Below are 13,535 nucleotides of genomic sequence, written 5' to 3'. Positions count from 1 at the left end.
TGACGGCTTTACCTCTGGTTGGTTGCATTCTATAAGCCAAGGCATGGAACGATTATTCGCGATTATTATACGAATTATTTGCCCGGCGCTCTGAACTCAGAACCGCCGGGATAAGGCGTATGGAATACCGCGCCGCACTTTCCCTTACAGAATTCTCCAAGACTGGAAATGATATGTGCGCTGACACACCTGAATACAAAGATACATTAAACCTGCCGGTAACCGATTTTCCGATGCGTGCGGGGTTGCCAAAACGCGAACCAGAATGGTTGCAACGTTGGGAAGATATCGGAATCTATGATCGCTTGCGTGAAAAAACGGGTCGCGAAAGTTTTGTTTTGCACGATGGTCCGCCTTACGCGAACGGGCATCTGCATATCGGTCACGCGCTGAATAAAATCCTCAAAGACTTTATCGTGCGCAGCCAGCAAATGCTGGGCAAAGATAGCCGTTATGTCCCAGGTTGGGATTGTCATGGTTTGCCGATTGAATGGAAAATCGAGGAACAATACCGCAAAAAAGGCAAAAACAAAGATGACGTGCCCGTTGTGGAATTGCGCCAAGAATGCCGCAAATTTGCCGAAGGTTGGATCGATATTCAACGTGATGAATTCAAACGCTTGGGCATCACGGGCAAATGGGACAACCCATACCTGACAATGAATTATCATGCAGAGGCCGTGATCGCGGATGAATTCATGAAATTTGTGATGAACGGTGCATTGTATCAAGGTTCAAAACCTGTGATGTGGTCGCCTGTGGAAAAAACCGCACTGGCCGAGGCCGAGATTGAATATCACGATCACAAATCGCACACGATCTGGGTGCCGTTTAAAATCACATCGCCCGTTGCCGATGATTTGTCAGCGGCGCGTGTGGTGATCTGGACAACCACACCGTGGACGATCCCGTCAAACAAAGCGATCTGTTTCAATGAAGGTTTGAAATATGCGCTTTATGAAGTGAGCGAAGCTCATGACGGTAATTGGGCCGCAATCGGCGAGCGTTACATCATGGAACACACGCTTGCGCTTGCAGCGTTTGGTGCGGCCAATGTCGAAGAAAGCGGGTTTAAATATATCCGCGATGTGAGTTCGGATGAACTGGCATCAATGACCTGTGCGCATCCGTTGGCGGGTGCTGATGGGGGTGACGGGTATTGGGATTACGAGGTGCCAATGTTGCACGGTGATCACGTCACCAACGAGGCGGGTACAGGTTTCGTACACACCGCGCCCAGCCACGGTGCAGACGATTACGAAGTATTCATGAAACGCAACTGGTTGGATCGCATGACCCACAATGTTGGCGAAGCATCCGAATTCTTGCCACATGTGCCATTCTTTGCTGGACTCGAAGTGTTTGATCGCAAGGGCAAAGAGGGTAAGGCCAATAACGCCGTAATCGCAAAGCTGGTCGAGGTTGGCGGCATCATCGCACGTGGGCGTGTCACACACAGCTACCCCCATTCGTGGCGTTCCAAAGCGCCGATCATTTTTCGAAACACGCCCCAATGGTTCACTGCAATCGACAAAGAAATTGGTGGCAATGACACGTTTGGAAAAACGATCCGCGAACGCGCATTGACCGAAATTGACAACGTGAAATGGACACCACAAACGGGGCGCAACCGTTTGTATTCCATGATCGAGGCACGCCCCGATTGGGTGATGTCGCGCCAACGCGCATGGGGTGTTCCGCTGACCTGTTTCACCAAGAAAGACGCATTGCCAACTGATCCTGATTTCGTTTTGCGCGATGATGCGGTGAACGCACGTATCGTTGCTGCGTTTGAGGATGAAAGTGCGGATTGCTGGTTTGCGGATGGTGCAAAGGAACGTTTCCTTGGCAATGATTACAATCCAGATGATTGGGATCAGGTATTCGATGTTTTGGATGTATGGTTTGACAGTGGCTCGACCCATGCGTTCGTTATGCGTGATCGCGATGATGGGCCAGAGGATGGCATTGCGGATCTCTATCTTGAAGGTACAGATCAACACCGCGGTTGGTTCCATTCGTCCATGTTGCAATCATGTGGTACCAATGGTCGTGCACCTTATAAGGCCGTGTTAACGCATGGATTCACGCTGGATGAAAAGGGCATGAAAATGTCTAAATCCGTTGGCAATACCATCGCACCAGAACAAGTAATCAAACAATATGGTGCGGATATTTTGCGTCTGTGGGTGGCACAGGCCGATTACACCGCCGATTTGCGCATCGGGCCAGAAATCCTCAAAGGTGTTGCAGACAGCTATCGCCGTTTACGCAACTCAATGCGCTTTATCTTGGGGAACCTGAACGGTTTCACTGATGCGGAAAAGGTTGAACCATCCGATATGCCAGAGCTGGAACAATGGGTTCTGCATCGCCTTGCTGAATTGGATGATGTGGTGCGCGATGGTTATGCCGCCTATGATTTCCAAGGCGTGTTCCAACAGTTATTTCAGTTCTGCACCGTTGATTTGTCATCTGTATATTTCGATGTACGCAAGGATGTTTTGTATTGCGATGGTGATGACAGTATCGCACGCCGATCGGCGCGTACGGTTCTGGATATCCTGTTCCACCGTTTGACAAAATGGTTAGCACCAATGTTGTGTTTCACAATGGAAGATGTCTGGCTGGAACGTATGGATGGCGATGGCGCATCTGTGCATCTAGAAGATTTCGTTGATACGCCAAAGTCATGGTTGAATCCTGATCTGGATGCAAAATGGTCAGCAATTCGTCGTGTGCGCCGTGTTGTCACCGGTGCAATCGAAGTTGAGCGCACAGCCAAAAATATTGGCGCCAGCCTTGAGGCGGCACCAACCGTTTATGTGGCCGATGCCACAGTGCGCGGATATTTGGAAAACATCGATTTTGCTGATGTGTGCATTACATCCGGTATCACGATCAGCGGCGATACCCCACCAAATGGTGCGTTCACATTGGACGAAGTCGAAGGCGTTGCCGTTGTTTTTGCAAAAGCATCGGGTGATAAATGTGGGCGGTGTTGGAAAACACTACCAGATGTTGGCACGCACAAACATGCGAGCACCTGTGCACGTTGTAACGATGCTTTAGGCTGATAATAATATCTTTGGGCGCAACACCAGCGCCCAAAGAATATCATAGACAACATAAGGCGCATTCGCGCAGTATCATTTCAGTGATTTAAAGAGGCTGTGAATGAATTGTGGTGTCACAAAAACCCCTGTTGGTTTTGTATCAGTCGTTGAACAAGACGGTGCAATTACCCAACTGAATTGGGGTGGCGAAAACAGCGGGGTTCGCACCACATTGATCAAATCCGCATTGTTTCAATTGGAACAGTTTTTCAACAATGAACGCGATGATTTTGATCTGCCATTAAACCCAGAAGGAAGCATGTTTCAACAATTGGTCTTTCGCCAAATGTTAAAGATCCCCAAGGGTGGAACCGTGACATATGGCGATATCGCAACCGCACTTGATGCACCCGCACAGGCAATCGGACAGGCATGTGGCGCGAACCCGATCCCAATAATCATCCCGTGCCATCGTGTGTTAGGCGCCAATAGCCTGGGTGGGTATTCGGGAAATGGGGGCGTGGAAACAAAGGTGAAATTGCTCCACTTTGAAGGTGCAGCAGGATTATTGATTTAGTTTTCAATTGATTTCACCAACTCTTGCGAAACAACTTTCATTCCTAAAATTCCAAACTATTGTCATGCGACGAACTGTAAAGGGAATGTTGTGAGCATTAGTGTATTTTTGGCCGTGATTTTTGCCGCATTCCTGCATGCTGCATGGAACGGTGCCGTCAAATTCGGCGCGGATAAATTACAAGGCATGGTGTTGCTGTCGATTGCGCATGGACTGATTGGGCTTGCTATGATTTGGCAATTTTCACCACCGGCAAAGGCAGCTTGGGGATTGCTGGCAATATCGGTGCTGTTTCATCTGATTTACAAATTCTGCCTTACCGCGGCGTATGAGCGCGGGGATCTATCGCGGGTTTATCCCATTGCGCGTGGGCTTGCACCAATGATCGTTTTGGTCATCGGCTTTTTCATTTTACCAGATGACATTCAACCAATTCAGTTCGTAGGCGTATTGTTGGTGGGCTGCGGTATTTTGTTGTTGGCACGCGGTGTGTTCACCATGGGTGAATCACGTGCATTGCTACCGTTCGCGCTGGGTTCCGCAATTGGTACAGCGGGGTATTCGTTGTCTGATGGAATGGGTGCGCGATTGTCGGGGGATGTGTCTGGTTACGTTGGTTGGCTGTTCTTTTTTGATGCGATTATATTCACGGTTTGGGGTATTTGGCGGCGTGGTTTGGGGGTGATCCCAAGTAATCCAAAAACGCTGGGTTTGGGGCTTGCGGCGGGTGCGATGTCTGTTGGGGCGTATTGGATTGCGGTTTGGGCGATGACGGTTGCACCCATCGCATTGGTCACTGGATTGCGCGAAACTTCCGTGATGTTTGCAATACTGATAGGTTTCTTGGTGATGGGCGAAAAGATCGACAAGGGCAAGATGATTGCGGCCCTTGTCATTATGTTGGGTGTGATCGTTACGCGGATTTAGCAGGGATTATTTGTTGAACAATCCCAACCAACAACAAATATATGCTGGTGATAACCAATACCCCGGTCACAATCGGGCCGGCATGGAAATTTTCCCATGCGGCGATGCCTGCCATCACTGTCCACAATCCGGCAATTGGCAAACTGAGCTTGCGCCAACGTTCGGTGCGCACAGGGTGGATAAATTTTAATGGTGTGAATTGGCTCGCTGCCAAAATGACCGTTAGAACCAAAATGATTTGCCATGGTGGTTCTGTCGCAAACATCACCAACACGAACATGTTCCAGCATCCTGGAAAACCGGCAAAGCTATTGTCTTTTGTCTTCATGCGTGTATCGGCAAAATAAAGTGCGGAAGTAAAGGCAATGACAATGATGCAAACCCAACCTGACCAGCCGTTTAACAAACCTTTTTCGAACAATGCGAATGCTGGGATAAATACATATGTGAGATAATCAATAATCAGATCCAACAAAACGCCGTCATATTCGGATGCGTTCTTTTTCACATCGTATTTACGCGCAAGTGGGCCGTCGATACCGTCAACGATAAATGCCACCACGAGCCAAAGGAACATCAAATCCCATTTTAGATTGACGGCGGCCAATATCGCAAGCATTGCGAACACGGCACCAGATGCGGTTAAATAATGTACGCAGAGCGCTTTGATACGTAATGTCATATATCTGTCTTATCTGATTGGTTTGGATTTACAACCAATTAGGCGCCTTTTGGGTGGCTCTTGCGATAAACTTCCATAAGGCGCGCTTGATCAACGGATGTATATGCTTGCGTGGTTGAAAGCGATGCATGACCCAGCAATTCCTGAATGGCGCGCAGATCTCCACCTGCCTCTAACAGATGTGTAGCGAATGAATGGCGAAGCGCGTGTGGTGTGGCACTTGCAGGCAATCCAAGCTGCATTCGAGCCTGTTCCACAACCTTTTGGATCAGGCGTGGGTTTAATGGCCCACCGCGTTTACCAAGGAATAGCGCATCGTTTGGGTTTTGGGCATGAGGGCACATGTTAACATATGTTTGCACGGCGTTACGTGCGACAGGTAACACAGGCACAACACGTTCCTTGCCACCCTTACCGCGGATTTTAAGAACATCAGGCAATGGCGCATCTTTGAATTGTAAACTCAATGCCTCTGATATGCGCAAGCCACAGCCGTATAACAACGTAACAACGGCCACATCACGTGCGCCAATCCATCCGTCCATCGATTGAATTTCAACGGTGTCGATCAGTTGTTTTGCAGCAGTACGTTCCACAGGGCGGGGGAGTGGTTTTTTAAATTTTGGTGCACGCGTGGCAAGTACGGCGGTAACATTCATACCAGTGGTTTCGCTCAACCAGCCATAAAAACTTTTAACCGCGGACAGGGCACGCGCCATGGAACGGGGCGATAAATCACGCTGGCGTTCGAATGATAACCATGCACGCATATCGCGTGTGTTCACATCCGCTAACATCGCTTGTGATGTTTGCGCGCCTTTGTAATTCGTCAGAAATCCCAAAAAGGAAGAAACGTCATTGCGATAGGCGTGTATGGTTTTTTCGGCTGTTCCGCGCAATGCGGTCATGCTGGTTAACCAGCGTTCCATCAAATCATACGCGCCAGATCGTTCATTCATGCGCAAGCCAGCGTTGAATGATCCGCTCAAACACTCCGCCAAAAAACACCAATAAATCAGTGCCCATCGCAGGTGAAAATTGATCGGTATCACGGGATGATAATGCCAACAGGCCAACACGATTTCCCGTGCCCAAATCCAATTTTAACAATGCTTCGGATCGAATGTGATCGGCATGTTCATCATGAATTTTGGTAATACCACGTTTGATTTGGCGCAATGTGATCAGACGTGGTTCAACCTCGCGCCCCAGCGTGATGTAATGATCTACCTCGCCTTCGCGCAGGAAAACAACACCTTTGCCAAATTCTTCGCGAAGCGCTGGAATATCGCGTTCGGTGACATGCGCAGTTTCCATGCAAAGCTTGGCCATGGTCACATTCAACACATCCGCCAGACCACCATCCAAAAAATCCAAAAATTCAGCAAAGCTGTTTGGTTCCAGTGCGGCCAGCACTGCACGATGCAAATGGTTTGTGGATGCGATATTATCGTAAGCTGCGGAAAGGATGGTTTTGTGATGCCCTTCCAATTGATCAAGACGCTCTTCCAAGCGTTGAACAACAGCGGTTTTGAGATCAACAATATTATCACCCTTGGCCGCATCATCGGCCGAAACGAGCGCGCGCATGACCTCTCGGTCATTTAGGATCGCATTGGGATCACGCAGAATGGTTTCGCGAAGATCGGAAATTGATACCTCAGAAGTCATGCGCAAAGCCCTTATAGGATGTTTTGACCAGTTTTTGCCCAGTCTTTCATGAACGCTTCCAAACCGTTATCTGTCAGTGGGTGTGATGCCAACTTTTTAATAACAGATGGTGGCGCAGTCATGACATCTGCGCCAATGCGTGCACATTCGCTTACGTGGTTCACGGTGCGAATAGATGCGGCCAAAATTTCAGTTTTGAAATTGTAGTTGTCGTAGATTGTGCGAATGTCCGCGATCAAATCCAAACCATCCAGATTGATATCATCAAGACGACCAATGAATGGCGAAATAAATGTGGCGCCTGCCTTGGCGGCGATCAATGCTTGGTTGGCAGAAAAACACAAGGTCACGTTGACCATGTTGCCCTCTGAAGACAACGTTTTACAGGCCTTTAGCCCATCCCATGTCAATGGAACCTTAACCGCGATATTATCTGCGATTTTGGCCAATTTACGACCTTCGGCAATCATTTCATCGGCGGTTGTTGCAACAACCTCGGCGCTTACTGGGCCATCAACCAAATCGCAGATTTCTTTGGTGACTTCCAAAATGTCGCGACCAGATTTCAAGATCAAAGATGGGTTCGTTGTGACACCATCCACGATCCCTAGTTCGTTCAATTCAGCAATCTCTTCAACAACTGCTGTATCTGCAAAAAATTTCATAGTATTTCCTCGTGGTTATGTGGTTTGATGTCCACTCGACGCGAATGTTATATGATGAAACCCCGTTAGGAAATACCAGATTGAACGAAACAGGCCAAACACGTGATTTCTATGCCCAAGGAGAGCTGGTCGCGGTGTTAACGGCGCAACCACTTGATCGGTTTTTGGATTACAAAGCACCAGAGGGTGGCGTCATGCAGGGCGCATACGTCGAAGTGCCGCTTGGCCCGCGCAAGGTGCTGGGTGTTGTTTGGGGCACGGGCGAGGGCAAATTTGACCCCGCAAAAATTCGCAAGATTTCAAATGTTCTGGAAGTGGCACCTATGCGCGAGGAAATGCAAGTTTTCTTGCAAAAGGTGGCGGATTACACGCTCACCCCGATGACGGCGATGTTGCGTCTTGCCACGCGTGCGCCGGGTTTGACAAATCCACCCAGCATGCAACGGGTCGTTGCACTCGGTTCCGGCGAACCTGATCGCCTGACACCCGCACGCGAGAAGGTTTTGGCCGTTCTAGAAGATCAAGAAGGCCAACATTTCATGCCAGGTGAATTGGCACAAATGGCGGGCGTGACACCATCGGTGATCAAGGGCTTGGTGAAACAAGGTGTCATCGTTGAATTGGAAACGCCACGCGATGTGCCATATGCAAAGCTTGATCCATCTTTGCCCAGCAAAACGTTGACGCCATCACAGGCAACAGCGGCAAGTCAATTACAAGCACATTTGCAAACAAGTGAATACCAAACCACACTGTTAAAAGGCGTCACCGGATCAGGCAAAACCGAAGTCTATCTAGAAGCAGTTGCAGAATGTTTACGCCAAGGGCGACAAGCCTTGGTATTGCTGCCCGAAATTGCGTTGACCGTTGAATTTTTGGATCGATTTGAAACGCGGTTCGGCCGGCGCCCCGCCGAATGGCATTCGGGTGTGACCATGACAGAACGCCGTCGCTGTTGGCGTATGGTTGGGCAGGGCGATGCGCAGGTGGTCGTTGGCGCACGATCATCGCTGTATCTTCCGTTTCAAAATCTCGGCCTGATCATTGTCGATGAAGAACACGACACATCCTATAAACAAGAGGATGGCGTGTTTTATTCCGCGCGTGACATGGCAGTGATGCGCGCATCAATTTGTGGTGCATCCGTGGTGTTGGCATCTGCAACACCATCATTGGAAACATGGGTTAATGCGAAGGCTGGAAAATATACGCGCATTGATCTGGAAAAACGTTTTGGTGCGGCAGAATTGCCCGATATGTGCGCGATTGATCTGCGCGAGGATGCATTGGAAACTGGGCGCTGGATTTCATCAACGCTTGTGGAACAGGTCAAATCGCGACTTGAACTTGGTGAACAATCTTTGTTGTTTTTGAACCGTCGTGGATATGCCCCACTGACCGTGTGTCGTGCATGTGGCGAACAGGTGGGGTGTGACCATTGTGATGCGCGCATGGTGGAACATCGTTTTCACGCCCATCTGATGTGCCATCAATGTGGGGAAACAAAACCAATCCCAGATAAATGCCCATCTTGTGGTGTCGATGGGCGCATGGCCGCCGTGGGCCCAGGTGTAGAACGCCTAGCAGAAGAGGCCGCCGATCGTTTTCCCGATGCGCGTATTTCTGTTTTGTCATCCGATATGTCATTATCAGCGCGTGCATTAAAATCGCGGATTGCCGAAATTGCCAATGGCGACGCTGATATCATCATCGGCACGCAATTGGTGGCCAAGGGGCACAACTTTCCACTACTTACCTGTGTTGGCGTGATCGATTGTGATTTGGGACTACAAGGTGGTGATCTACGCGCTGCGGAACGTACATTCCAATTGATCCGGCAAGTCGCAGGTCGCGCAGGACGTGCCGAGAAAAAAGGTGTGGCCTACTTGCAAACTCATCAACCAGAACACCCTGTGATCAAGGCGATTATCGCTGGTGAGGAAGATCAGTTTTGGCAAGCCGAAGCATTATCACGCGAACAGGCAGGCGTACCGCCATATGGGCGCATGGCAGGAATTGTGATTACGGGGCCTGAATTGTCCGTGGTATCAAACGTCGCGCAACAATTGGTGCGCACATCAAACGGGTTGCGCCAAATCGGGGCAGAGGTTTATGGACCAGCCCCAGCACCAATTGCACGGGTACGTGGCAAACACCGTATTCGCTTGTTGGTCAAGGCACCAAAGGGCGTGATGTTGCAACCCGCATTGGCCGCGTGGCGCAATGCCGTTCGCCTGCCCAATAATGTTCGTATGAATATCGATATTGATCCGCAGAGCTTTTACTAACTGGCAAAAGCATCAGCACCGCGTTAAAAGGCATGACAATCAAGTGGATATTACTATGACTTCGAAAATTATACCGCGCCCGGGCATCATGGATATTGAACTGTATGTCGGTGGCAAGGGGCATCTTGATGGCGTTGAAAACGTGGTTAAGCTTAGCTCAAACGAAAACCCATTGGGGCCAAGCCCCAAGGCGATTGCTGCGTATCGCGAAGAGTCAAAATATCTTAATATCTATCCCTCATCCGATCATTCGAATTTGCGTGATGCGATTGCGCATGTGCACGGGCTGGATGCAAAGCGTATTATTTGCGGCAATGGTTCAGATGAAATCATCACATTCTTAACCCAAGCGTTTGCGGGGGAGGGCGACGAGGTGGTATTCACCGAACATGGTTTTTTGATGTACAAGGTTTGCACATTGGCGGCGGGGGCCACACCTGTTGTCGTGTCAGAAACCAACCGCACCACCGATGTTGATGCGATCTTGGCTGCGTGCAATGAAAACACCAAATTGGTGTTTATTGCCAATCCGAATAATCCCACGGGCACAATGATTGATGCGGCAGAGGTTGAACGTCTGGCCGATGGTTTGCCATCGCAAACTTTGCTTGTTCTGGATGGCGCATATGCAGAATTTGTTGATGGGTTTGATGGTGGTGCATCGTTGATTGATCAACGCGACAATATCATCATGACCCGCACATTTTCCAAAATTTACGGGCTTGGCGGGTTGCGTTTGGGTTGGGCATATGCCCCACAAAATATCATTGATATTTTGGGACGACTGCGTGGTCCGTTCAACGTGAATTCTGCGGCGCTGACCGCGGGGTTAGCAGCGATGAACGATCAGGAATATGTTAATAACTGTCGCACAGAAAATGCCAAATGGCGTGATTGGTTGGCGGATGAACTTGCAAATGCAGGTATGTCGTCTGATGTATCATTTGCAAACTTTATCCTCGTGCGTTTTGCTGATGAAGCCGAGGCCGACAGTGCAAACGAAGCATTACAACAAAACGGTTTGTTGGTGCGTGCGGTCAAAGGTTATAACCTGCCGGATTGTTTGCGTATTACCATCGGCAAAGGCGTTGATTGCAAACGCGTGGCAAGCGTTTTGATTGCCTTTAAACAAGGGCGATCAAAATGACAGTGATTTACGAAAAAGTTGCACTTATCGGTTTAGGTTTGATAGCGTCATCCATGGGGCATGCGATGAAACGCGCAGGCGTTGCGGGCGAAGTCATCGGATACGCCCGTTCCAAAGAAACCCGCGATATCGCATTGGAAATTGGATTTTGTGATCGTGTAGAAGACAGCGCCGCAAAGGCGGTGGTTGACGCTGATTTGGTTGTATTATGCGTACCTGTCGGTGCGATGGCGGATGTGGCAATCGAAATCGCACCAAACCTGAAATCAGGTGCAACAATATCCGATGTCGGATCGGTTAAAGAATCTGTGATCAACGCTGTCGCCCCAAATTTACCAGAAGATGTGTCATTTATTCCAGCGCACCCGTTGGCGGGGACCGAACAATCGGGGCCGCGATCTGGATTTGCTGAATTATTTGATAACCGTTGGTGCATTTTGACACCAAACGGCATGCCGCATGTGAAAGAGGTTTCAGATTTAAAATCATTTTGGCGCGCGCTTGGTGCAAATGTGGAAACGATGGATCCAGCGCATCATGATTTGGTACTTGCTGTCACATCACATGTGCCACATTTGATTGCATATACAATGGTTGGCGTCGCCGATGATTTAGGGCGCGTTACCGACGAAGAAGTTGTAAATTATTCCGCTGCTGGGTTTCGCGATTTCACACGGATCGCGGCATCTGATCCGACAATGTGGCGCGATGTATTTTTGAATAACAAAGAGGCCACATTAGAAATTTTGGGCCGCTTCACCGAAGAGCTGTTTGATTTACAACGCGCCATTCGCCGCGGTGATGGTGAACAATTGCACGACTATTTTACCCGAACACGTGCAATACGTCGCGGTATTCTGGATGCGGGTCAAGATATGGATGTGCCAAACTTTGGACGGAACATGCCCCATGATGATTGATCGAATAACAATCGCTGTAATTGCAAGTTTCGTTGCATTTCCAACAATTGCACAAGATGCAAAAATCTGTGGCGATCGCAAAATACGCGGTGAAATTGCGGCCCCCATCATGTCAAAAAATAGCGGCTGTGGAATCGTCAGCCCCGTGCGTGTGACAAGCGTTGATGATGTAGCACTTTCAACACCAGCACTGATTGATTGCACAACAGCAAAGGCGTTGAAAGCTTGGGTTAAAAAATCAGCAAAACCTGCGTTTAAACGCAAAGGTAAACTGGCCCAATTACAGGTGGTTGCCAGCTATTCATGTCGAACTCGCAACAATAAACCAGGTGCGAAAATGTCCGAACATTCATTGGGTCATGCCATCGATATCGCTGGTTTCACCCTAAAAAACGGTGAACACGTTTCGGTTTTGAATGATTGGGGCAAAGGCAAATATCGCAAGCCGTTGAAAAGGGTTCATGCGAATGCCTGTGGAATTTTTGGTACGGTACTTGGCCCCAATTCAGACGTGTATCATCGCGATCATTTTCATTTTGATACTGCACGTTATCGCAGCGGGCCGTATTGCCGTTAATTTTGCACCCGAGGTGAGCGAATTTGTGGCGCAGGCCCAACGGGGATGGGGCCGATACTTGTGATGCGATTGGCAAATGACAGCGGAACATCCAGCGTATTTTGATTGCCCGAAAGCATGGCGATAAGCCCCATACCGGTTTCCAATTTACGCGCCAAACCAGCATCAATTGCACCATTTTCTTGGGCCAATTTGATCATATCTTTCCAGTTTTTCGCACGTACTGTAAGCTTACCCGTCGGATAGCCCTGATTATCGAGCGTAACTGATCCTTTGGCCTGAACCTCCAGACCGCCCCAAATCGCGTTGGCTTCATTGATATCCAGCTTGGTTAGTTCTGGTAAGTTTCCCTCAACACTTAACCGATCCCATTGCGCATCGTAATGCGCTGTTGTGCTGATGCTGAAGGTTTCAAAGGTTGCTGGTAACACGCCCGATTTATCAAACTGTGCTTTGATTTCGCTGGCGGGTGTAAAACCAAGTGCATCGAATGCGATGTCATATGAAAATTCGGAGGCATCTGTGCGCCGCGTCGCCAAGATCGCCGATTGAATTTGGCTATCCCAGCCCTGATTGCTGTTCAGTTTTACATTGTCCAAACTTGCGGTGAATCGATCCAACGCCAATGCAGTATTTGCACGAAATACCAAGCTTGCGCTGATTTCATCGCTATTCACTGTGATATTTTGGTTTGGTGTTGAAACGGTTTGCGTTTGCGGCCACTGAGCGATGATGTGATTTGGCTTATAGCTGAGCATCAAAAATTGCATTTGGGGTGCTGACCACGCCCAACCTGAATTGGGGTCCGCAATATTTAGATCCGAAATAATTGTATCAAACCGATTTGGAAAACCACGTACATTCACATTGCTGGTATCTGCAACCCAGCCTGCATTTTGTTGTTGTCCTAGCCAATTTTTCACTGATCTTTCTTGGGCGCTAGACCCGATAAACCAATAGGCCGCCCAACCCAAAGCAGCGACGAGTATAGCAATGACAAGGATACGCATATTTGTTATTTCCTA

Annotated in this window: 12 protein-coding genes; 7 read left to right on the top strand and 5 right to left on the bottom strand. The window is 48.9% G+C overall.

From position 1 onward, the window contains the following. Positions 1-173: 173 nt before the first annotated feature. The 3 genes from ileS (at position 174) to BFP76_RS02345 (ending at position 4,560) form a co-directional block, all read left to right on the top strand. Positions 174-3,077: an isoleucine--tRNA ligase gene (ileS, locus tag BFP76_RS02355; RefSeq protein WP_099591581.1), complete on the top strand. Its 2,904-nt coding sequence runs from the start codon at positions 174-176 to the stop codon at positions 3,075-3,077. A gap of 100 nt (positions 3,078-3,177) precedes the next feature. Then, on the top strand, positions 3,178-3,633 hold the full coding sequence (locus BFP76_RS02350; protein ID WP_099591580.1) for a methylated-DNA--[protein]-cysteine S-methyltransferase: 456 nt from the start codon (positions 3,178-3,180) through the stop codon (positions 3,631-3,633). A 90-nt stretch (positions 3,634-3,723) separates the two neighbouring features. Next, a complete protein-coding gene (locus BFP76_RS02345) occupies positions 3,724-4,560 on the top strand; it encodes a DMT family transporter (RefSeq protein WP_099591579.1) in 837 nt (278 codons plus the stop codon). Here BFP76_RS02345 and BFP76_RS02340 read toward each other — a convergent pair. Genes BFP76_RS02340 through fsa form a run of 4 tightly spaced genes read right to left on the bottom strand, consistent with a single transcriptional unit; the run spans position 4,547 to position 7,578 of the window. Beyond that, complete coding sequence (locus BFP76_RS02340) at positions 4,547-5,242, bottom strand: CDP-alcohol phosphatidyltransferase family protein (RefSeq protein WP_099591578.1); 696 nt, start codon at positions 5,240-5,242, stop codon at positions 4,547-4,549. The two genes, BFP76_RS02345 and BFP76_RS02340, sit on opposite strands and share 14 nt — an antisense overlap. Positions 5,243-5,280: 38 nt before the next feature. Continuing rightward, positions 5,281-6,201, bottom strand: coding sequence for a tyrosine recombinase XerC (locus BFP76_RS02335; RefSeq protein WP_099591577.1), 921 nt, complete (start codon positions 6,199-6,201; stop codon positions 5,281-5,283). Then, positions 6,194-6,913, bottom strand: coding sequence for a DUF484 family protein (locus BFP76_RS02330; protein WP_099591576.1), 720 nt, complete (start codon positions 6,911-6,913; stop codon positions 6,194-6,196). The genes BFP76_RS02335 and BFP76_RS02330 overlap by 8 nt, the downstream gene beginning before the upstream one ends. A gap of 11 nt (positions 6,914-6,924) precedes the next feature. Next, on the bottom strand, positions 6,925-7,578 hold the full coding sequence (fsa, locus tag BFP76_RS02325; RefSeq protein WP_099591575.1) for a fructose-6-phosphate aldolase: 654 nt from the start codon (positions 7,576-7,578) through the stop codon (positions 6,925-6,927). Between the two features lie 44 nt (positions 7,579-7,622). Between fsa and BFP76_RS02320 the strand changes: the two genes are divergently transcribed. Genes BFP76_RS02320 through BFP76_RS02305 form a run of 4 tightly spaced genes read left to right on the top strand, consistent with a single transcriptional unit; the run spans position 7,623 to position 12,510 of the window. Continuing rightward, positions 7,623-9,866, top strand: coding sequence for a primosomal protein N' (locus tag BFP76_RS02320; protein ID WP_099591574.1), 2,244 nt, complete (start codon positions 7,623-7,625; stop codon positions 9,864-9,866). A gap of 55 nt (positions 9,867-9,921) precedes the next feature. Continuing rightward, positions 9,922-11,013 (top strand): histidinol-phosphate transaminase, encoded by a 1,092-nt coding sequence (gene hisC / locus BFP76_RS02315; RefSeq protein WP_099591573.1) that lies wholly within the window; start codon positions 9,922-9,924, stop codon positions 11,011-11,013. After that, entirely contained in the window at positions 11,010-11,933 is a 924-nt protein-coding gene (locus BFP76_RS02310; RefSeq protein ID WP_099591572.1) for a prephenate/arogenate dehydrogenase family protein, read from the top strand. Before hisC ends, BFP76_RS02310 begins: the two co-directional genes overlap by 4 nt. Next, positions 11,923-12,510 (top strand): extensin-like domain-containing protein, encoded by a 588-nt coding sequence (locus BFP76_RS02305; RefSeq protein ID WP_240513963.1) that lies wholly within the window; start codon positions 11,923-11,925, stop codon positions 12,508-12,510. Before BFP76_RS02310 ends, BFP76_RS02305 begins: the two co-directional genes overlap by 11 nt. On the opposite strand, the gene BFP76_RS02300 is transcribed toward BFP76_RS02305, so the two are convergent. Continuing rightward, entirely contained in the window at positions 12,507-13,520 is a 1,014-nt protein-coding gene (locus BFP76_RS02300) for a DUF2125 domain-containing protein (protein ID WP_099591570.1), read from the bottom strand. The two genes, BFP76_RS02305 and BFP76_RS02300, sit on opposite strands and share 4 nt — an antisense overlap. Between the last annotated feature and the right edge of the window lie 15 nt (positions 13,521-13,535).

Source organism: Paramylibacter kogurei (assembly GCF_002742285.1).
GTDB classification, from domain to species: domain Bacteria; phylum Pseudomonadota; class Alphaproteobacteria; order Rhodobacterales; family Rhodobacteraceae; genus Amylibacter; species Amylibacter kogurei.
Note: the sequence above shows the minus strand (reverse complement) of the source record. Positions and strands in the feature narration are given on the sequence as shown.

Coding starts and splice junctions, on each gene's coding strand:
- ileS (WP_099591581.1), top strand. CDS start 174: ATGTGCGCTGACACACCTGAATACAAAGATACATTAAACCTGCCGGTA.
- BFP76_RS02350 (WP_099591580.1), top strand. CDS start 3,178: ATGAATTGTGGTGTCACAAAAACCCCTGTTGGTTTTGTATCAGTCGTT.
- BFP76_RS02340 (WP_099591578.1), bottom strand. CDS start 5,242: ATGACATTACGTATCAAAGCGCTCTGCGTACATTATTTAACCGCATCT.
- BFP76_RS02335 (WP_099591577.1), bottom strand. CDS start 6,201: ATGAATGAACGATCTGGCGCGTATGATTTGATGGAACGCTGGTTAACC.
- BFP76_RS02330 (WP_099591576.1), bottom strand. CDS start 6,913: ATGACTTCTGAGGTATCAATTTCCGATCTTCGCGAAACCATTCTGCGT.
- fsa (WP_099591575.1), bottom strand. CDS start 7,578: ATGAAATTTTTTGCAGATACAGCAGTTGTTGAAGAGATTGCTGAATTG.
- BFP76_RS02320 (WP_099591574.1), top strand. CDS start 7,623: ATGTTATATGATGAAACCCCGTTAGGAAATACCAGATTGAACGAAACA.
- hisC (WP_099591573.1), top strand. CDS start 9,922: ATGACTTCGAAAATTATACCGCGCCCGGGCATCATGGATATTGAACTG.
- BFP76_RS02310 (WP_099591572.1), top strand. CDS start 11,010: ATGACAGTGATTTACGAAAAAGTTGCACTTATCGGTTTAGGTTTGATA.
- BFP76_RS02305 (WP_240513963.1), top strand. CDS start 11,923: ATGATGATTGATCGAATAACAATCGCTGTAATTGCAAGTTTCGTTGCA.
- BFP76_RS02300 (WP_099591570.1), bottom strand. CDS start 13,520: ATGCGTATCCTTGTCATTGCTATACTCGTCGCTGCTTTGGGTTGGGCG.